Raw genomic sequence first — 17892 nt, forward strand, 5'->3', positions numbered from 1 at the left:
CCTATGCCTTCAGCTCGCACAGGACGGTGCCCTGGGTGACCGTCGCGCCGGGTTCGGCGGCGAGACCGGTCACCGTGCCCGCCTTGTGCGCGATCACCGGGTTCTCCATCTTCATGGCCTCCAGCACGACGATCAGCTCGCCCGCCTCGACCTGCTGCCCGTCCTCCACCGCGACCTTGACGATGGTGCCCTGCATCGGCGCCGCCACCGCGTCACCGGACACCGCCGCGCCGCTCCGGCCGCCGCCGCGCTTGCGCGGCTTGGCCTTCGCGCCCGCCTTCACCGACGCCGCCCCCACCGCCAGGTCGCCGGGCAGCGACACCTCCAGCCGCCGGCCGCCGACCTCGACCACCAGGGTCTGCCGCGGCTCGTCCTCCTCGACCTGCGCGCCGTCGGTGAACGGTGGGACGGTGTTGTCGAACTCGGTCTCGATCCACCGGGTGTGCACGGTGAAGCCCTCGTCCGTGCCCACGTAGGCCGGGTCGCGCACGACCAGCCGGTGGAACGGCAGCACGGTCGCCATGCCCTCCACGACCATCTCGTCCAGCGCCCGCCGCGCCCGTTCCAGGGCCTGCGCGCGGTCCTCGCCGGTGACGATCAGCTTGGCCAGCAGCGAGTCGAACTGCCCGCCGATGACGGTGCCGCTCTCCACGCCCGCGTCCACCCGGACACCCGGACCGGACGGCGCGACGAACGTCGTCACGGTGCCGGGCGCGGGCAGGAAGTTGCGGCCCGCGTCCTCGCCGTTGATGCGGAACTCGATCGAGTGACCGCGCGGGGTCGGGTCCTCGGTGAACCGCAACCGCTCGCCGGCCGCGATGCGGAACTGCTCGCGCACCAGGTCGATGCCGGCGGTCTCCTCGCTGACCGGGTGCTCGACCTGGAGCCGGGTGTTGACCTCCAGGAACGAGATGGTGCCGTCCAGCGCGACCAGGTACTCGACGGTGCCCGCGCCGTGGTAGCCGGCCTCCTTGCAGATCGCCCGCGCGGAGGTGTGGATGGCGGCGCGCTGCTCGTCGGTGAGGAACGGCGCGGGCGCCTCCTCCACCAGCTTCTGGTGCCGGCGCTGGAGCGAGCAGTCCCGGGTGCCGACCACGACCACGTTGCCGTGCCGGTCGGCCAGCACCTGCGCCTCGACGTGCCGCGGCTTGTCCAGGTAGCGCTCGACGAAGCACTCGCCGCGCCCGAAGGCGGTGACCGCCTCGCGCACCGCGCTGTCGAACAGCTCGGGGATCTCCTCCAGCGTGCGGGCCACCTTCAGGCCGCGCCCGCCGCCGCCGAAGGCCGCCTTGATGGCCACCGGGAGACCGTGCTCCCGCGCGAACGCCACCACCTCGTCCGGCCCGGCCACCGGGTCCTTCGTGCCGGGCACCAGCGGCGCGCCCGCGCGCATCGCGATGTGCCGGGCGGTCACCTTGTCGCCCAGGTCGCGGATGGCCTGCGGGGTCGGTCCGACCCAGGTCAGGCCCGCGTCGATGACGGCCTGCGCGAAGTCGGCGTTCTCGGACAGGAACCCGTAGCCGGGGTGCACCGCGTCCGCGCCGGCGCGCTTGGCGGCGTCGAGCAGCTTGTCGACCGAGAGGTAGCTGTCGCCGGGCGTGCTGCCGCCCAGGGCGAACGCCTCGTCGGCGAGGCGGACGAACGGCGCGTCGCGGTCCGGGTCCGCGTAGACGGCGACGCTGGCCAGACCGGCGTCCCGGCAGGCTCGGATGACCCGGACGGCGATCTCACCGCGGTTGGCGACGAGGACCTTGCGCAGCGACACGACGTCCTACCTCCTGGCAACGCGGTACGGGTGGCAATGGTCGGGAAGTTTAGTGACCCGTCAGTACGTCGTAACGGAGAGACAGCTCACGTGCGGGTGGAACAATCGGGAATCGTGACACGCCCGCAGGTAGCCGCGCTGCTCACCGCGTGCGCTGCTGTCCTCGTCACCGTCGCGGGCATGGCCTTCGCCTGGTCGCTGCGGCCCCCCGCGCCGGCGCCCCAGAGCGTCGAACCGCCACCGGACGAGCTGCGCTGCGGCGCCACGGCGTGCCAGCCGGTGGTGAAGCAGGACGTGGGGAAGGACGCGGTGGAGCTGCTGGTCGGCCAGGGCTCGGGCCGGATCCGGATCAACGGGGCGTCCGGGCGCTACATCTTCGAGCTGACCATCGCCTCGTCGGGCGCCGCCATCACCGACCGGTCGCTGGAGTGCGTGGACGCCGAGGTGGCGGTGTGCCTGGTGCGCGGGGCGGTCGGCAACGAGGTGTGGGGCGAGGTGCTGGTGCGCCGGGCGAACGCGTGGTCGCGGGCGCAGCTGCCTTACGTGTCGAGCGGGGCTTACCTGGGCCTGCACGACGTGAACGCCGACGCCGTGGCCGACGTGGTGGCCGTGCAGCGGGCGTGTGCGTCCGGGGTCGACTGCCCACGCCGCTTCGCTCAGGTGTTCTCGCTGGTGGGGACCAAGACGGAACTGGGGTGCACGGCCGTCGTCAACCACCAGGACCAGCTACCCGGCTGGCCCGACGTTTCGCCCGGTGCCGGCCAGCTCCGCTCGTGCGGGAGATGATCTCGCTGCCGATCGTCCGCGTCTCGACGGTTGCCCCGATCTGCCTGCCGATCGTCTTCCCGCAGATGATCCGGCTCGTCTCGCCGCGGATGATCAGGCCGCCAAGCCTCGGAGGAGGCTTGGCGGCCGTCGGCGGGTCGGGATCGAGGGGTCAGGCGGGCACGGCCTCGCGCGGGGCGCTGAGCAGGGGCGGCTCGCTGGGGGCGTTGAGGATCTCGTCGTCCAGCAGGCCCTCGGAGCGGGCGACCAGGACCGGCACGGTGATCTGGCCGGCCACGTTGGTGGCGGTGCGGACCATGTCGAGGATCGGGTCGATCGCGTAGACCACGGCCACGCCGGTCGCGATGACCTCGGGCGGGAGGTTCACCGCGCCCAGGGTCAGGGTCAGCATGGTGAACCAGCCGGTGGTGCCGGCCGTGGCGAGCGCGCCGAACACGGCCACCGCGACGATCGCCACGTACTGCCAGACGCCGAGTTGGATGCCGAAGAGGTTGGCGATGAACACCGTGGCGATCGCCGGGTACACGGCCGCGCATCCGTCCATCTTCGTGGTGGTGCCCAGCGGCACGGCGAACGAGGCGTAGTCGTTGTCCACCCCGAGGTTCGCGGCGGTCTGGCGGCTCAGCGGCAGCGTCGCGCCGGAGGAGCGGGACACGAACGCGAACTGGATGGCCGTCCACGCCTTGCCGAAGAACGTCAAGGGGCTGACCTTGCCGACGAACCGCAGCAGGATCGGGTAGACCACGAACAGCACGATCAGCGTGCCGCCGTACACGGCGGCGATCAGGCTGAACAGCGGGCGGACGAACGAGTTGCCGTAGGTGGCGAACGCGGTGCCGATGAGGCCGAACACGCCGAGCGGGGCGAGCAGGATGATCCAACCGACGATCTTCTGCACCAGGTCGAACGCCGAGCGGGTGAGGTCGACGAACGGCGCGGCCTTCTCACCGAGCGCGTAGGCGGCGAAGCCGACCAGGATCGCGATGAAGACGACCTGGAGCACCTTGCCCTCGGTGAACGCGGAGAACAGGTTGGACGGCACGAGGGTGTCCAGCAGCGTGCTCCACGAGCCGCCTTCCCGACTGGCCAGGCGCTTGAGCGCGGACTCCGTCGGCGCCACCTGGACCCCGGTGCCGGGCTTGAAGACCAGCGCGATCGCGAGGCCGACCAGCACCGCGATCAGCGACGTGACGGCGAACCACAGCAGCGTCTTGCCGCCGAGCCGGGCGGCGCGGGAGCTGCCCAGCCTGCGCAGGCTGGTGATGCCGACGACGATCGCGGTGAAGACCAGGGGGATGACGGTGAACTGGAGCAGGCTGGTGAAGACGTCGCCGACCTTCTCCAGGGTGGTGGTCAGCCGGCCGAGCCCGGCGGACTTGGCGAGGTAGCCGGCGAGCGCGCCCAGCACCAGGGCGGCGAGCACGGTGATGCCGAAGACCTTCGGCTTGGTGTACGTGCGGACGAACGACATTTCGGCTCCGGGGTGTGCGCAGGGTCGACTGGGACGGCGGTCAGCCGTGACAGCCGGTGTTCGTCCTGCGCCCGAAGTCGATGTGACGGCGGCGCGTCAGCAATTCGTCCATCGGCTCCCCCAACGCCTTCTACCCGGGGGAGCTTCCCGGATCAGCGGAAGTGTGACAACGGCTACCAGATGTCGGACACCCGGACGCCGATCCGGCTGAGCAGCCCGCGGGTGAGCGGCAGGCTGATGCCGATCACGCTGGACGGGTCTCCGTCGATCCCGTCCACGAACCACCCGCCCCGGCCGTCCAGGGTGAACGCGCCCGCGACGCCGAGCGGTTCGCCGGAGGCCAGGTACGCCTCCAACTCGTCCTCGGTGGGCTTGCCGAACCGCACCACCGTCGCCTGGTGGTCCGCTGCCCGGTCGACGATCCGCCCACCGACGATCCTGAGCACCGCGTGTCCGGTGAGCAGCGTGCCGGTGGAGCCGGCCATCCCGCCCCAGCGCTCCCGGGCGACCTCGACGGTGCCCGGCTTGCCCTGGACCCGGCCGTCGGGCGTGAGCAGCATCGAGTCGCAGCCGACCACCACGGCGTCCCGTTCGTCGGCCGCGACGGCTTCCGCCTTGGCGACGGCCAGCGCGGTGACGAGCCCGGCGGGCTCGGGGTTGTCCAGCGAGGCGGCCACCGCGTCCTCGTCCACGCCGGAGACCCGGACCACGGGCTCCACTCCGGCGTTGCGCAGGACGGTAAGGCGGGCGGGGGAGGCGGAAGCAAGCACGAATCGCACGACGGCACCCTAACCGCGTGCCGGGTGCGGTTCTCCGCACCCGGTCGGGTGGCTGCGTAGATCTACCGATGCGCGCGCGGACGACCTTGGGCAACCTCGGGGGTGTGCAGCGCTGGGCTCTGGTGGTCCGCCGGACCGACCGGGCTCGTGGTCGGCGCCGGTGGTGGTTGCTCGTGCCCGTCGCCCTCTTGCTGGCGGTGGCGGCGCGGGTGGTGTCCACCGATCCGGTCGGCTACGGAGTCCCCTTCTGGCCGTTCGCGAGCGGCTCCGACCGGGTCGAGCACCGCGTGGTGGACGCGGTGGCGGCGGCCGTCCGCTCCGAGGGCGACCCGTCCCGCGTGCCGTCGGCGGTGGCGGTGGACGGCGTCGAGGTGGTGGCCACCCGCCGGCACGCGCCGGGCGGCAACGTCTGGATGCGCCTGCGCTTCCACCTGCCCGAGGGCGTCCGCTGCCGCGAGGTCGTGGTGCTGGGCGACGGTGTGCAGGTGAGCAGCCGCCGCGTCGACTGCTGAACCCGTCGTCCGGTACTTGCCTGCGGCGCTCTCCATGACGAAACGCCCGCTCCGGAGAGGTCCCGGCCGGGCGTTCCGCGTGTCGCCTCGGCGTGCTGTCGCCTCGGTCGGTTCGTCGTCCCAGTGGCGAGGTCGGTGGGCGAGGTCAGTGGGGAAGGGCGGACGACCGCCAGGCGCCCGGCCCGTGGGGCAGGGCGTTGCGGACCAGTCGCGAGCGGTCGGCCCAGGCCGAGGGCCGCGAACGGGTCTCGGTGGAGCCTCCGGCGGAGGCGAGGGCGGCCACCACCGCCGTCAGGGCGGCCAGTTCGACGTCGTCCGGGTTGCCCCGGACGACCCGCAGGTAAGGGGGCGTGGTCATAGCGGGATGTTCCCGTGCTTCTTGGGCGGCAGCACCTCGCGCTTGTCGCGGAGCATCGACAGCGCCCGCGCGACGTACGACCGCGTGTAGGAGGGTGGGATCACAGAGTCGACATAGCCGCGTTCCGCTGCCACGTAAGGGTTGCAGAGGGCGTCTTCGTACTCCTGCTGCAACCGCGCCCGCAGCGCGTCGACGTCCTGGCCCTCGTTCGCGGCGTTCGCCAGCGTCTTGCGGTGCACGATGTTCGCCGCGCCCTGCGCGCCCATGACCGCGATCTGCGCCGTCGGCCACGCCAGGTTGATGTCCGCGCCCAGGTGCTTCGAGCCCATCACGTCGTACGCGCCGCCGTACGCCTTCCGGGTGATCACGGTGACCAGCGGGACGGTGGCCTCGGCGTAGGCGTAGATCAGCTTCGCGCCGCGCCGGATGATGCCGTTCCACTCCTGGTCGGTGCCCGGCAGGAAGCCCGGCACGTCGACGAACGTCAGCACCGGGATGTTGAACGCGTCGCAGGTCCGCACGAACCGCGCGGCCTTCTCGGACGCGTCGATGTCCAGGCAGCCCGCGAACTGGGTCGGCTGGTTGGCCACGATGCCCACCGAGTGGCCGTCCACCCGCCCGAAGCCGACCAGGATGTTGGGCGCGAACAGCGGCTGGACCTCCAGGAACTCGCCGTCGTCCAGCACGCGGGTGATGACCTCGTGCATGTCGTAGGGCTGGTTCGCCGAGTCCGGGATCAAAGTGTCCAGCTCGCGATCTTCGGCGCTGACCGAGTCCTCGATCGAGCCGGTCACCACGTCGTCCGGCGCGTCGAACACCGGCGGCTCGGACATGTTGTTCGCGGGCAGGAAGGACAGCAGTTCCTTCACGTAGGCGACGGCGTCCTCCTCGTCGCCCGCCAGGTAGTGCGCGTTGCCGGACTTGGTGTTGTGCGTGCGCCCGCCGCCCAGCTCCTCGAAGCCCACGTCCTCGCCGGTGACGGTCTTGATCACGTCCGGGCCGGTGATGAACATGTGGGACGTCCGGTCGACCATCACCACGAAGTCGGTCAGCGCGGGCGAGTAGACGTGGCCGCCCGCGTTCGCGCCCATGATCAGCGAGATCTGCGGGACGACGCCGGACGCGGCCACGTTGCGGCGGAAGATCTCGCCGTACAGGCCGAGCGAGACGACGCCCTCCTGGATGCGCGCGCCGCCGCCCTCGTTGATGCCGACGATCGGCCGGCCGGTCTTGATCGCCAGGTCCATGACCTTGACGATCTTCTCGCCGTACACCTCGCCGAGCGAGCCGCCGAAGACCGTGACGTCCTGGCTGAACACGCACACCGGGCGGCCGTCGACGGTGCCGTAGCCGGTCACCACGCCGTCGCCGTAGGGGCGGTTCCGGTCCTGCCCGAAGTTCGTCGAGCGGTGCCGCGCCAGCTCGTCCAGCTCCACGAACGAGCCGGGGTCGAGCAGCAGGTCGATCCGCTCGCGGGCGGTCTTCTTGCCCTTGGCGTGCTGCTTCTCCACCATCCGCGCGGACCCGGCGTGCACGGCCTCGTCGTCGCGGCGGTACAGGTCGGCCAGCTTCCCGGCCGTGGTGTGGACGTCCGGCTCCTCGCCGATGGGGGCGGTCGCACTGCTCATGGCCGGGCAGCTTAACCAGCCCTTCACACCAGGTGACCCGGGAGTAGCCCACCTCACGGTGTCACCCGGCGGCGCGCCGGGACCGCTCTCTTGACCTCCAGCGCGGTGGAGGTTGCAGGCTTGGTCACCAGCGGCTCGTCCCACCTCCACACCGCTCCGACGAAGCGCGTGGGGCGGGTCGCTCCTACTCTTCCCCCGTGAGCACGCCTCTGGATGTCGCCGCCCTCCGCGCCCGGCTCGCCGGGCGCTACGCCAAGCTCGACGTGGTCGCCTCCACCGGTTCGACCAACGCGGACCTGCGGGGCGCGACGCAGGACCGCACCGTCCTCGTCGCCGAGGAGCAGACCGCCGGCCAGGGCCGGCGTGGGCGCAGCTGGAAGTCGCCCGATGGTGGCCTCTACCTCAGCGCCCTGTTCCGCCCGGACGGGGTGCCCGCCCACCGGTTGCCGTGGCTGACGCTGCTGGCCGGGGTCGCGCTGGTCCGCACCGCGGCGTCGGTCGGCGTCAAGGCCGAGCTGAAGTGGCCCAACGATCTGCTGGTAGCCGGTCGGAAGGCGGCCGGTGTGCTGGCCGAGATCACCCCGGACCACGGCGTGATCGTCGGCATCGGCCTGAACGTCGCCGAGCTGCCCCCGGACGTCGAGCCGGGCGCGGGCGGGCTGCGGCCGACCAGCCTGCAGGAGCACGCCGCCGAACCCCTGGACCGCGCGGAAGTCGCCGGCACGCTGCTGGACGAACTGGCCGCCCTCGAACAGGACTGGCGTGCCGCCGGGGGCGACCCGGGGAGCACCGGCCTGCTGGACGAGTACCGCGCGCACTGCGGCACCCTCGGCCGATCGGTCCGCGTCGAACTGTCCGGCAGCCACTCGTCCGGCAGCCACTCGTCCGGCAGCCACTCGTCCGGCAGCCACTCGTCCGGTGGTCGATCGTCCGGTGGTCAACTGGCAGGAAGCCGATCGTCAGGAGCCCGACCGTCCGGCAGCCAACTGTCCGGCACCGCGCTTTCGGTGGAGGTCGACGGCACGCTCGTCGTGCGCGACGAAGCGGGGGTGAGCCACACGGTTTCCGCCGGGGACGTGGTGCACCTCCGGGTACGGTGAGGGCCGGCACCCGCGCCTGGCGAAAGGACCGTCGTGGCCTACCCGGACGACCTGCTCAGCCCCAGCGAGCACGTCGTGATCCACAAGCACCCGCACTGGAAGATGCTGCTCCTGCCGGTGTCGGCGTTCCTCCTCGTCGTCGGTGGCGGCGCTTACCTGGCCGCGCTGGTGTCCGACCTGTCCTGGGCGTCGGTCGCCTGGATCTCCATCGCCGTGGTGGGGTCGGTCCTGGTGGCGTGGCTGGCGTTGGCCCCGGTGATCCGCTGGCGCACCACCCACTTCATCGTCACCAGCGACCGCGTGATGTACCGGGAGGGCGTGCTCAAGCGCACCGGCCTGGACATCCCGCTCACCCGCATCAACAGCGTGCGCTTCGAGCACAGCCTGCTGGACCGGGTCCTGGGCTGCGGCACGCTGATCATCGAGTCGGCGTCCGACGAGCCGCTGGAGTTCGACGACATCCCGGGCGTGGAGCGGGTGCACTCCATGCTGTACCGGGAGATCAACGACAACCCCGAAGACGACTTCCAGCCGGAGGACAGGGTCAGCGATGGGCGCGCGTGAGGTCGGACTGCCGGACCGGGTCGTCGGCGAGGGGCTCCCGGAGAGCGTCACCATCTGGGAGGTCGGTCCGCGCGACGGCTTGCAGAACGAGGACTCGATCGTCCCGGTCGGCGTGAAGCTGGAATTCCTGGACCGGCTCGCCGACGCGGGAGGCAGGATCCTGGAGGCGACCAGCTTCGTGCACCCCGGGTGGGTGCCGCAGCTGGCCGACGCCGAGGAGCTGCTGGCCGGCCTGGACCGGCGCGCCGGTGTCGCGTACCCGGTGCTGGTGCCCAACGAACGCGGCCTGGACCGGGCGTTGAAGGCGGGCGTCGAGCACATCGCGATCTTCGCCAGCGCGACCGAGACGTTCGCGCGGAAGAACCTGAACTCGTCGCTGGACGAGCAGTTCGCCATGTTCGACCCGGTGGTGACGCGCGCGAAGGCCGAGGGGCTGCGGGTGCGCGGTTACGTGTCGATGTGCTTCGGCGACCCGTGGGAAGGGCCGGTGGCCCGCGAGCAGGTGGTCGGGGTCGGCAAGAAGCTGCTGGACCTGGGCTGCGACCAGCTCTCGCTGGGCGACACGATCGGCGTCGCGACCCCCGGCCAGGTGACCGCGCTGATCGGCGGCTTCGACCGGGTGGACCGACTGGCGGTGCACTTCCACGACACCTACGGGCAGGCGCTGGCCAACACCTACGCGGCTCTGCGGGCCGGCGTGCGGACCGTCGACTCGTCGGCCGGTGGCCTGGGTGGCTGCCCCTACGCCGAGTCCGCCACCGGGAACCTCGCGACCGAGGACCTGGTGTGGATGCTGGACGGTCTGGGCATCGAGCACGGCGTGGACCTGGACAAGCTGTGCGACGCCAGCGCGTGGATGGCCGAGCAGCTGGGCCGCCCCAGCCCGTCGCGGGTGGTGCGGGCGCTGCGGGGCTGAAGGTCACGGGCAGGACGGTTCCTTCGCGAACCGTCTGCCGCCGGATGATCGCTTTCCAGATGTGGCAACCTGCCGATGGTCGGCCCGCAGATGTGTCGTCGGGTGTCCCGGGAAATCCCCCGGGCGGGCGGGAACCGGGGTGCGCGCCGCAACGTCCAACGCGCGACCGACGACCATGCCCGGCGACGGTGTAGACCGGAGGTGGCCGTGACGACCGATCACCGCGCCCAGGTTGACGAGCTGCTGGCCGACTACCGGCGCAGCCGTGACCAGCTCGCGTCCGTGCAGCGTGACCTGGCCGGGATCAGCGCGTCGGCGTCCAGCCCCGACGGCTCGGTGACCGCGACGGTCGGGGCGCAGGGCACGTTGACCGACCTGGAGCTGACCGACGCCGCCTACCGGTTGCGGCCGGCACAGCTGGCCCGGTTGATCCTGCGGACCACCCAGGAGGCCGTCGCCGCGGGGGCCGAGCGGACGTACCGCGCGTTGGGTCCGGTGCTGCCGGCCGGCACCGACCCGGAGGCCCTGCTGCGCGGCACGGCGGACCTGCGGCCCGAGGAGATCGCGCCGCCGCCGCCACCGGAGCGGCCACGGGCCGTCGATGACGACGAGGACTTCGACCAGCGCGACTGGCTCAACGTGGAGACGCCGAGGGGATCGGGATGACCGGGTTCGAGACCGACCTCGCGAAGCTCGGCGCCGGCGCGGCCGACTTCACCGCGTTCGCCGAACGGGCCGGCAGGATCTTCGGCGACCTGGGCGGGGCGCTCGACTCGTTCGGCGCCTGCTGGGGCGACGACGCCATCGGGCAGAGCTTCGCCTCGTCGCACGTGCGGCCGTCGGCCGACGCGCTGACCGGGCTCGGTGACCTCGGGCCCGCGCTCGGCGGCGTCGGCGAGCGGTTCGCCGAGACCGCGCGCACCTACCGCGAGGTCGACGACGGCAACAGCACCGCGCTCGGCGCGGTCTGACACAGGGGGCACCGACATGGGGATCGAGCTGCCGGCCGAACTCGCCGAGGTCGCCGCCAGAGCCGGGGTCGCCTGGCCGAAAGCCGACGAGGACGCGCTGCGCTCGTCGGCCGCCGCCTGGCGGGAGGCGGGCACCGGGCTCCGCACCCTCGCCGGCGAGTCCGACGGCTCCGCGGGCAAGGCGCTGACCGCGATGACCGGCGAGGCGGGCGACGCGGCCCGCCGGCACTGGAACAGCTTCACCGCCCCCGACGGCCGGCTGGACCAGACCGTCCGGGGCTGCACCGCCGCCGCCGACCGGCTCGACCACGCCGCCCAGCAGGTGGGCGCGGCGAAGGTCGAGATCGTGCGGGAACTGGTCAACCTGGCCAAGAACAGCGACGCCGCCAACCAGGCCGCCGCCGCCGGCCACCCGACCGCGCTGCTCGGTCTCGACACGGTGTTGCGCGGCACGGCCGCCAACGTCAGCCACCTGACCAACACGCTGGCCGACGCGATCCGGCTCGACACGGGCGTGCTGATCGGCGTGGGCCGGAACCCGGTCAACGCGAACCCGGGCGTCCACGGTCCCGACGGGTACGCGCCGGGGGATGCCCCGGCCCAGGACCGCGGCCAGGGTGGCTTGCCGGGCAACCTGACCGGTGGCGGTCAGCAGGGTGGTGGCCTGCTCGGCGACCTGCTCGGCGGCGGACAGCAGGACGGCCAGGGACAGCAGGGCGGTCAGGGCGGCCAGCCCGGCGTTCCCGGTGGTCAAGGAAGCGGCCAAGGTGGTGGCCAGAGCGGCGGCCTGCTGGGTGCCGTGCTCGGTGGGGGACAACAGGGTGGCGGCCTGATCGGTGGTGTCACGGACACTGTCGGCGCGATCGTCGACCCGGTGCTCGACACGACCGGAGACGTGGTGCACGGCGCGGTCGAAACGGTCGACCGGACCGTGCGGGGCACCGTGGACGCCGTCGACCGGACCGTGCAGGGCGCTGCGGACGTGGTGCACGGAGCGGTGGAGAACGTCGCACCCGGACGGGACAACGGCCCGGATCACGGTTCCCACCACGGCTCCGACCACGGTCCTGGCAACGGCTCTGGCAACGGCTCTGGCGGCAACCCCGGCAACGGTCCCGGCCGCGGCCACGCCCCCGGCCTGGACCACCTGGTCAACCAGGTGGTCGCCCCGGTGACGGGCGGCGGCGCGGTCGACGTCGGCCCGGTCGTGGAAACGGTCGGTCGGAGCGCGGACACGGTGACGTCCTCGGCCGCAGCCGTCCTGGACCGCCCGGTGCTGCCGGTGGACACCCACGCGCCGGCCGCGCAGCAGCCCACCGCTCCCGCACCGGGTGCGAACGCTCCGCAGGCGCCCGGTTTCGGCGGGCCTGGTGGTGCGTCTTCCGGGCCGGTCGGTGGGGCGGGTCCGGTCGGTGGCGCGGTCGCGGCCGGTGCTCCGGCGGTGCAGTCGCAGGTCGCGGGGGTCCAAGGGCAGGCAGGACAGCAGGGCCAGGCGGCTCAGCAAGGTCAGGCGGGGCAACAGGGCCAGGCGGGGCAACAGGGTCAGCAGGCCGGGCAGCGGGCGGACCAGCGCGGTGCGCAGACCGGCGCGCAGGCCGGCCCGCCGTCGACGAAGGAGCCGGGTCAGTCGCCCGGCGGCCAGTCCGGCCAGGGAACCCAAGCGGGACAAGGCAACCAGGGCGGCCAGGGCAAGGACGCGGGTCAGAGCGGGCAGGCCAAGGACGCCGGTCAGGGCCAAGCGAAGGACACGCCCCAGTCCACAAAGGACTCCGCTCGCGCGGAGGCGTCGGCCAAGGCACGGGAGGACGCGGCGTTGGGCTTCGCGGTCCTGCCGCCGGCGACCGGTGGCCGTGACACGGTGGTGCGCGGCGGACCCGGCCAGGGCTTCCCGCCCGGTTCCGTGCCGGACCGGTTCGTTCCCGGGCAGGGCTTCTCCGTGGCCGGTGGGGCGTTCGGATCGATGTCCGGGGTCATCGGAACCGGGCAGGGGTCGGCGGTCGTGCCGACCGAGATCGTCGCCGCGCCGCAGCGTGCCGCGCGGGAAGCCCGACCGGCGGACGACGCCACCGCGCTGTTCTTCCTCCACATGTTCCCCGGCGGCTTCCTGCCGCCGGCCCAGTCCGCCCCTTCCCGCCAACTCCCCGCCCCGCCCGAGGAGCAGGACTTCGCGCCGGGACTCAGGTTCGAGCCGCAAGGGCATCCCGACGGGCACCTGGTGGACGCCTCCGCGCAGGACCGGCCGAGGTTGCGGCACGGTTCCGCGCAGGAGCCCGATCCGGCGCTGACCGACGGCTACGACCCGCAGGCGGGGATGCACGAACGGGACTGGGACCGGCGGTTCCTGGTCCGGTCCGACCCGCCGGAGTACGCGTGGCCGCCCGCCGAGTTGTTCCCGGAGGGCGGGTACGAGCAGGGGCAGCCCGGGGTGCTCGCGGTAGGGGTGGAGTTGGACCGGTTCGGCAGTCCCGAAGGTCGGGTGTTGTCGGAGGCCGGCACGCCGTTCACCGCGCGATCGTTGCCGCCCGCCGCGCTGGACGCGGGGTACTACCGCTACCGGGTGGCCCGTGCGCTGCCGGTCTGGTTCACGTTGTCCGCCGAGTGGTTCGGGCAGGCCGGTGGCGGGGTCCGGTACCGGACCACCTACCCGGTCGCCGAACTGGTCGCGTTGGGGTACCTGGAGGAGGTCCGATGAACGCCGAGTCGATCCAGGGCTGGCTGCTGGCCGTCGGGGTGCCCGCCGAGGTGGTGTCGGTCGGGGCGGAGGCGGACAACGCCTGGTGCCTGGTCGCCGACGGCGAGGGTTTCGAGGTGTTCTGGCGGGAGCAGGGCAACCGGTACGACTGGGCCCGGTTCAGCAGCGAGGACGTGGCCTGCCACTACCTGTTCGGCCGGTTGGTGTGGGCGCAGGTGGTGCGCGGTGCGGTCGGCCTGCTGCCCCGGCCCGCCGCCGACGAGTTCGACCGCCCCGCCGCCGACGGGCAACCCGCCGAAACCGGGCAGCCCGCCATGACCGCCGTGTCCGCCCCGACCGTTTCTGCCCCGGCTACGACCGTGTCGGCCCCGACTGCAACCGCCCCCACTGCGACTGCCCCGACCGCGAACACGGTGTCCACAACGGACACCGGGCCGACCGGAAGGCCCGGGACGGCTAGCGAGGCGTGAGGTCGGAGCGCCAAGTCACGCCCACCACGTCGTCCGCCTTCGGCACCGGCAGGTAGACGGTGAACGTCGCGGGCCGGGCGGTGGACAGCTCCAGCCGCCCGCCGTCGGCGTCGATCAGCGCCCGCGCCAGCGCCAGCCCCACCCCGGTCGACCCGCCGCCGGACACGCCGCGCTCGAAGATGTGCCCGGCCAGCCCGTCCGGCACGCCCGCGCCCCCGTCCGCGACCTCCACCACCACGGTCCCCTCGTCGCTGCGCGCGGACACCACGACCTGGCCCTCGCCGTGCCGCAGGGCGTTGTCCAGCAGCACGCCGATCGCCTCCCGCAGCCGCGCGGGCGTGGCCCGGGCCAGCAGCCCCTCGGGCACCCGCACCCGCAGCGCCCGCCCGACGCTGCGCAACGGCTCCCGCCACTCCTCGGCGATCGCGGACAGCTCCACCCCGAGGTCCAACGGCTCCGCACCCACCGCCCGCGCCGCCCGGGCCGCCGCGAGCAGTTCGTTGAGCACCTCGGCGAGCCGTTCGGCCTGCTCCAGCGCCGCCCGCGCCTCGGCCGCGGCCTCCGGCTCCGGGTGTTCGGCCAACGCCTCCAACCGCAGCTGCAGCGCGGTCAGCCGGCTGCGCAGCTGGTGCGACACGTCGCCGACCAGTTCCCGTTCCCGCTGCACGAGCAGCGCCAGCGCGCCCGCCGACCGGTCCAGCGCCTCCGCCACCAGGTCCAGCTCCGGCACGCCGTGCCGCCGGTCGTCGCGCCGGAAGTCGCCCGCGCCGAGCCGGGCCGCCCGCACCGCCACGTGCCGCAACGGCTTGGCCAGCTCGCGCGCCGTCACGGTCGCCACCACGGTCCCGGTGCCCACCGACAGCACCACGAGCAGCACCACCAGCGCCGCCACCTGGTACTGCGACGTGTGCATCGGCCCGGACGACACCTCCAGCCGCACGGTGCCCTGCTGCGCGATCGGCACCTCCACGCTCAGCGCGTCCTCGCCGGGCGAGGTGCCCAGTTCCTGCCGCCCGCCGGCGGACGTGACGACCAGGTGCCCGCCCTCCGGCACGCCGACCTCCACCGGTTCCAGGCTGATCGGCTGCCCGGACGCGATCTGGTCGTCGATGCTCGCCGCGATCCGCTGCGCCCGGGACGCGAGGTCGCCGCGCGCGCCGTCGTCCACCAGCCGCAGCGCCGTGTAGCCGAGCGGGATGCCGAGGGCGAACCCGGTGACCGCGACCGCGAGCAGGATCGCGCGCAGGATCCGGCTGCGCATCAGTCGGCGCTGTTGAAGCGGAAGCCGACGCCGCGCACGGTGGCGATGCGGCGTTCCACCGACCGCACGTCACCGAGCTTGCGGCGCAGCCACGACATGTGCATGTCGAGCGTCTTGCTGCTCTTGAGCTCCGGGTCGTTCCACACCTCGGAGAGGATCTCGTCGCGGTGCACCACCTGGCCCGCCCGCTGGATGAGCACGCGCAGCAGCTCGAACTCCTTGTTCGCCAGTTGCACCTCGTGCCCGTCCACGGTGACCCGCCGCGCGGCGAGGTCCATCCGCACGCCGTTGACCTCCAGCGTGCCGGGGGCCCGCCGGCGCAGCAGCGCCCGGATCCGGGCCATCAGCTCGGCCAGCCGGAACGGCTTGGCCACGTAGTCGTCCGCGCCGGCGTCCAGCCCGACCACGAAGTCCACCTCGTCGGACCGCGCGGTCAGCATCAGCACCGGGATGCCCCGGCCGCCCGCCCGCAGCCGGCGGCACACCTCCAGGCCGTCCATGCCGGGCAGCCCCAGGTCGAGCACCAGCAGGTCGATGCCGCCGTGCGCCGCCGCGTCCAACGCGTCCGGGCCGTCGCCGACCACCTGCACCTGGTACCCCTCCCGCTGCAGCGCGCGGGAGAGGGGCTCCGCGATGGCCGGGTCGTCCTCGGCCAACAAGACCACGCTCACGGCACCCAGCGTAGGCGTGGGACGATCCCCGCGTGTCCACCGATCTGACGCTGGCCCTGCGACTGGCCGACGCGGCCGACGCGATCACCACTTCGAGGTTCCGCGCGCGGGACCTGGTGGTCGAGCGCAAACCCGACCGCACCCCCGTGACCGACGCCGACGTGGCCGTGGAGGACGCCATCCGCGAGGTGCTCGCGCCGACCGGTGACCAGGTCGCGGGCGAGGAGCGCGGCGGCGTGGTGGGCGAGGGCCGGACGTGGGTGGTGGACCCGATCGACGGCACCAAGAACTTCCTGCGCGGCGTGCCGGTGTGGGCGACGCTGATCGCGCTCGTGGTGGACGGCGTGCCGAGGGTGGGCGTGGTGAGCGCGCCGGCACTGGGTCGTCGCTGGTGGGCCGAGACCGGCGGGGGCGCGTTCACGTTGGACGCCACGGGCGAGCGGCGGATCACCGTCTCCGGGGTGGCGGACCTGTCCGACGCCTACCTGTCGACCACGGACCTGGGCTCGTGGGTCGAGCACCACTCCCGTGACGCCTACCTCAGGCTCGCGGACGCGTGCTGGGAGAACCGGGGGTTCGGCGACTTCTGGCAGCACTGCCTGGTCGCGGAGGGCGCGCTCGACGTGGCGGTGGAGGCGATCGTGAACCCGTGGGACGTCGCGCCGTTCCAGGTGCTGGTGCGCGAGGCCGGCGGCCGGTTCAGCGACCTGTCCGGGGTGGACCGGTTCGACGGCGGCAACGTGCTGTCCACCAACGGGCAGCTGCACGACGCGGCGCTGGAGCTGCTGCGGGGCTAGGAGTGGCCGAGGGCTTCCTCGTCGTCGGGGGAGTCGTAGGAGCGCTTCACCCTGGGTCGGGCGTCGGCCTCCGGGAACACCCACTTCTTGTAGCCGTACCAGCGGAACGCCATGGCGACGAGGGTGCCGACGAGCTGGGCGCTGGTGAAGTCCGCGATCTCCTCGGCGAGCCGGCTCACGTGCGGCTCCTGGAGGTGCAGCAGGTAGCGCGACACGCCCAGCGGCAGCGAGTTGAGGCCGATCGCGACACCGTTGACCAGGAAGAACAGCGCGGCCTCGTGGTGGCGTTCGCGACCGCCCCTGGTGCGGAACGACCACTCGCGGTTGAGCACGTAGGACACGATGGTGGCCACCAGCGTCGCCACGATCTTCGCGGTGACCGGTTTCTCGGTCAGCACGGTCATCTTGAGGCTGAAGAAGATGGCCGTGTCGATCACGAAGCAGGTGCCGCCGACCATGGCGAACTTGAGCAGCTCTCTGTGCCGCAGGGCCAGGGAGCGCAGCGGTTCGGGCAGCCGGCGGACGACGTCTTCGACAACGGACACTCGGACGAGTGTACGGAGAACGGGTGAAAGCGCTGTTCAGGCGACTTCGTCGGCCCGTCCGACGCGAGTGGTCTAGGCCACTTCGCGTTCGCCTTCCTCGGCCACGACGCGCAGCCGGCGCACCGACGGGCGGGCGTCGGCTTCCGGGAAGACGAACTTGCGCATCGCCCAGAACTTGACCGCGGTGGCGAGCAGCATGCCGATCACCGAGCCGCTGATGAAGTCGGCGACCTCGCTGTGCAGGTCGATCATGTGCCGCGACACGTACAGCGGCGCCAGGTTGACGCCGATGCCGATCCCGCTGACCACGAAGAACAGCGCGGCCTCGTGGTGGCGTTCGCGACCGCCCCTGGTGTGGAAGGACCACTCGCGGCTGAGCACGTAGGACGAGATCACCGCGACCAGCACGGCGATCGCCTTGGCGGTGACCACCTTGTCCTGGAGGACGGTGAGCTTCAGGGCGTACCAGACGCCGTTGTCGATGAGGAACGTCGTGCCGCCGACGACCGCGAACCTGATCAGCTCGCGGTGCTTGTTGATCAGGAAGCGCAGCGGTTCCGGGAGGCGGTTGAAGATCCTGCGCACGGCTGGCAGCACCGGGGCAGC

18 protein-coding genes and 1 pseudogene are annotated in these 17892 nt (G+C 72.7%); 10 read left to right on the top strand and 9 right to left on the bottom strand.

What is annotated here, in order from left to right; all coding sequences use genetic code 11:
• Window position 1: 1 nt before the first annotated feature.
• Window positions 2-1765, bottom strand: a complete 1764-nt coding sequence (locus tag FHS29_RS08295) for an acetyl/propionyl/methylcrotonyl-CoA carboxylase subunit alpha (protein WP_184689735.1) — start codon at window positions 1763-1765, stop codon at window positions 2-4.
• 114 nt (window positions 1766-1879) lie between these two features.
• Here FHS29_RS08295 and FHS29_RS08300 point away from each other — a divergent pair, with 114 nt between their 5' ends.
• Window positions 1880-2551, top strand: coding sequence for a hypothetical protein (locus tag FHS29_RS08300; protein ID WP_184689736.1), 672 nt, complete (start codon window positions 1880-1882; stop codon window positions 2549-2551).
• Between the two features lie 151 nt (window positions 2552-2702).
• Here the strand turns inward: FHS29_RS08300 and FHS29_RS08305 are convergent, their stop codons facing one another.
• Both FHS29_RS08305 and FHS29_RS08310 read right to left on the bottom strand, forming a co-directional pair.
• Window positions 2703-4022, bottom strand: coding sequence for a dicarboxylate/amino acid:cation symporter (locus FHS29_RS08305; RefSeq protein ID WP_184689738.1), 1320 nt, complete (start codon window positions 4020-4022; stop codon window positions 2703-2705).
• Window positions 4023-4195: 173 nt separating this feature from the next.
• Window positions 4196-4801, bottom strand: coding sequence for a Maf family protein (locus FHS29_RS08310; RefSeq protein WP_184689739.1), 606 nt, complete (start codon window positions 4799-4801; stop codon window positions 4196-4198).
• 173 nt (window positions 4802-4974) lie between these two features.
• Between FHS29_RS08310 and FHS29_RS08315 the strand changes: the two genes are divergently transcribed.
• Window positions 4975-5313: a hypothetical protein gene (locus FHS29_RS08315; protein ID WP_184689741.1), complete on the top strand. Its 339-nt coding sequence runs from the start codon at window positions 4975-4977 to the stop codon at window positions 5311-5313.
• A 145-nt stretch (window positions 5314-5458) separates the two neighbouring features.
• Here FHS29_RS08315 and FHS29_RS08320 read toward each other — a convergent pair whose 3' ends face one another.
• On the bottom strand, window positions 5459-5671 hold the full coding sequence (locus FHS29_RS08320; protein ID WP_184689743.1) for an acyl-CoA carboxylase subunit epsilon: 213 nt from the start codon (window positions 5669-5671) through the stop codon (window positions 5459-5461).
• Window positions 5668-7299 (bottom strand): acyl-CoA carboxylase subunit beta, encoded by a 1632-nt coding sequence (locus tag FHS29_RS08325; RefSeq protein WP_184689744.1) that lies wholly within the window; start codon window positions 7297-7299, stop codon window positions 5668-5670. The genes FHS29_RS08320 and FHS29_RS08325 overlap by 4 nt, the downstream gene beginning before the upstream one ends.
• Window positions 7300-7496: 197 nt before the next feature.
• On the opposite strand from FHS29_RS08325, the gene FHS29_RS08330 reads away from it, so the two are divergent.
• The 7 genes and pseudogenes from FHS29_RS08330 to FHS29_RS36670 form a co-directional block, all read left to right on the top strand.
• Window positions 7497-8399 carry a biotin--[acetyl-CoA-carboxylase] ligase gene (locus tag FHS29_RS08330; protein ID WP_312864816.1) on the top strand — a complete coding sequence of 301 codons (903 nt, stop codon included), beginning with the start codon at window positions 7497-7499 and terminating at the stop codon, window positions 8397-8399.
• Window positions 8400-8432: 33 nt separating this feature from the next.
• Window positions 8433-8963, top strand: a complete 531-nt coding sequence (locus FHS29_RS08340; protein ID WP_184689746.1) for a PH domain-containing protein — start codon at window positions 8433-8435, stop codon at window positions 8961-8963.
• Window positions 8950-9879, top strand: coding sequence for a hydroxymethylglutaryl-CoA lyase (locus FHS29_RS08345; protein ID WP_184689748.1), 930 nt, complete (start codon window positions 8950-8952; stop codon window positions 9877-9879). Before FHS29_RS08340 ends, FHS29_RS08345 begins: the two co-directional genes overlap by 14 nt.
• 207 nt (window positions 9880-10086) lie before the next feature.
• Window positions 10087-10545, top strand: a complete 459-nt coding sequence (locus FHS29_RS08350) for a YbaB/EbfC family nucleoid-associated protein (RefSeq protein ID WP_184689749.1) — start codon at window positions 10087-10089, stop codon at window positions 10543-10545.
• Window positions 10542-10850: a WXG100 family type VII secretion target gene (locus tag FHS29_RS08355; protein ID WP_184689751.1), complete on the top strand. Its 309-nt coding sequence runs from the start codon at window positions 10542-10544 to the stop codon at window positions 10848-10850. Before FHS29_RS08350 ends, FHS29_RS08355 begins: the two co-directional genes overlap by 4 nt.
• Before the next feature lie 16 nt (window positions 10851-10866).
• Window positions 10867-13542: a TNT domain-containing protein gene (locus FHS29_RS36665; RefSeq protein ID WP_246440010.1), complete on the top strand. Its 2676-nt coding sequence runs from the start codon at window positions 10867-10869 to the stop codon at window positions 13540-13542.
• Window positions 13539-13787 (top strand): annotated as a pseudogene (locus FHS29_RS36670) (hypothetical protein); the annotation flags it as partial. The gene FHS29_RS36665 and the pseudogene FHS29_RS36670, both read left to right, overlap by 4 nt.
• 211 nt (window positions 13788-13998) lie before the next feature.
• On the opposite strand, the gene FHS29_RS08370 reads toward FHS29_RS36670, so the two are convergent.
• Window positions 13999-15273 carry a sensor histidine kinase gene (locus FHS29_RS08370; RefSeq protein WP_184689754.1) on the bottom strand — a complete coding sequence of 425 codons (1275 nt, stop codon included), beginning with the start codon at window positions 15271-15273 and terminating at the stop codon, window positions 13999-14001.
• A complete protein-coding gene (locus FHS29_RS08375; RefSeq protein WP_184689756.1) occupies window positions 15273-15944 on the bottom strand; it encodes a response regulator transcription factor in 672 nt (223 codons plus the stop codon). The genes FHS29_RS08370 and FHS29_RS08375 overlap by 1 nt, the downstream gene beginning before the upstream one ends.
• Before the next feature lie 32 nt (window positions 15945-15976).
• Between FHS29_RS08375 and hisN the strand changes: the two genes are divergently transcribed.
• A complete protein-coding gene (gene hisN / locus FHS29_RS08380) occupies window positions 15977-16741 on the top strand; it encodes a histidinol-phosphatase (RefSeq protein ID WP_184689758.1) in 765 nt (254 codons plus the stop codon).
• Here hisN and FHS29_RS08385 read toward each other — a convergent pair.
• A complete protein-coding gene (locus FHS29_RS08385; protein ID WP_184689760.1) occupies window positions 16738-17286 on the bottom strand; it encodes a GtrA family protein in 549 nt (182 codons plus the stop codon). The two genes, hisN and FHS29_RS08385, sit on opposite strands and share 4 nt — an antisense overlap.
• A gap of 72 nt (window positions 17287-17358) precedes the next feature.
• Complete coding sequence (locus FHS29_RS08390) at window positions 17359-17880, bottom strand: GtrA family protein (RefSeq protein WP_221455684.1); 522 nt, start codon at window positions 17878-17880, stop codon at window positions 17359-17361.
• Window positions 17881-17892: the final 12 nt, after the last annotated feature.

This window comes from Saccharothrix tamanrassetensis, assembly GCF_014203665.1.
Classification (GTDB): Bacteria; Actinomycetota; Actinomycetes; order Mycobacteriales; family Pseudonocardiaceae; genus Actinosynnema; species Actinosynnema tamanrassetense.

Excerpts from the sequence above, each read along its gene's own strand:
- FHS29_RS08305 (WP_184689738.1), bottom strand. The coding sequence starts at position 4,022 with ATGTCGTTCGTCCGCACGTACACCAAGCCGAAGGTCTTCGGCATCACC.
- FHS29_RS08320 (WP_184689743.1), bottom strand. The coding sequence starts at position 5,671 with ATGACCACGCCCCCTTACCTGCGGGTCGTCCGGGGCAACCCGGACGAC.
- FHS29_RS08325 (WP_184689744.1), bottom strand. The coding sequence starts at position 7,299 with ATGAGCAGTGCGACCGCCCCCATCGGCGAGGAGCCGGACGTCCACACC.
- FHS29_RS08345 (WP_184689748.1), top strand. The coding sequence starts at position 8,950 with ATGGGCGCGCGTGAGGTCGGACTGCCGGACCGGGTCGTCGGCGAGGGG.
- FHS29_RS08355 (WP_184689751.1), top strand. The coding sequence starts at position 10,542 with ATGACCGGGTTCGAGACCGACCTCGCGAAGCTCGGCGCCGGCGCGGCC.
- FHS29_RS36665 (WP_246440010.1), top strand. The coding sequence starts at position 10,867 with ATGGGGATCGAGCTGCCGGCCGAACTCGCCGAGGTCGCCGCCAGAGCC.
- FHS29_RS08370 (WP_184689754.1), bottom strand. The coding sequence starts at position 15,273 with ATGCGCAGCCGGATCCTGCGCGCGATCCTGCTCGCGGTCGCGGTCACC.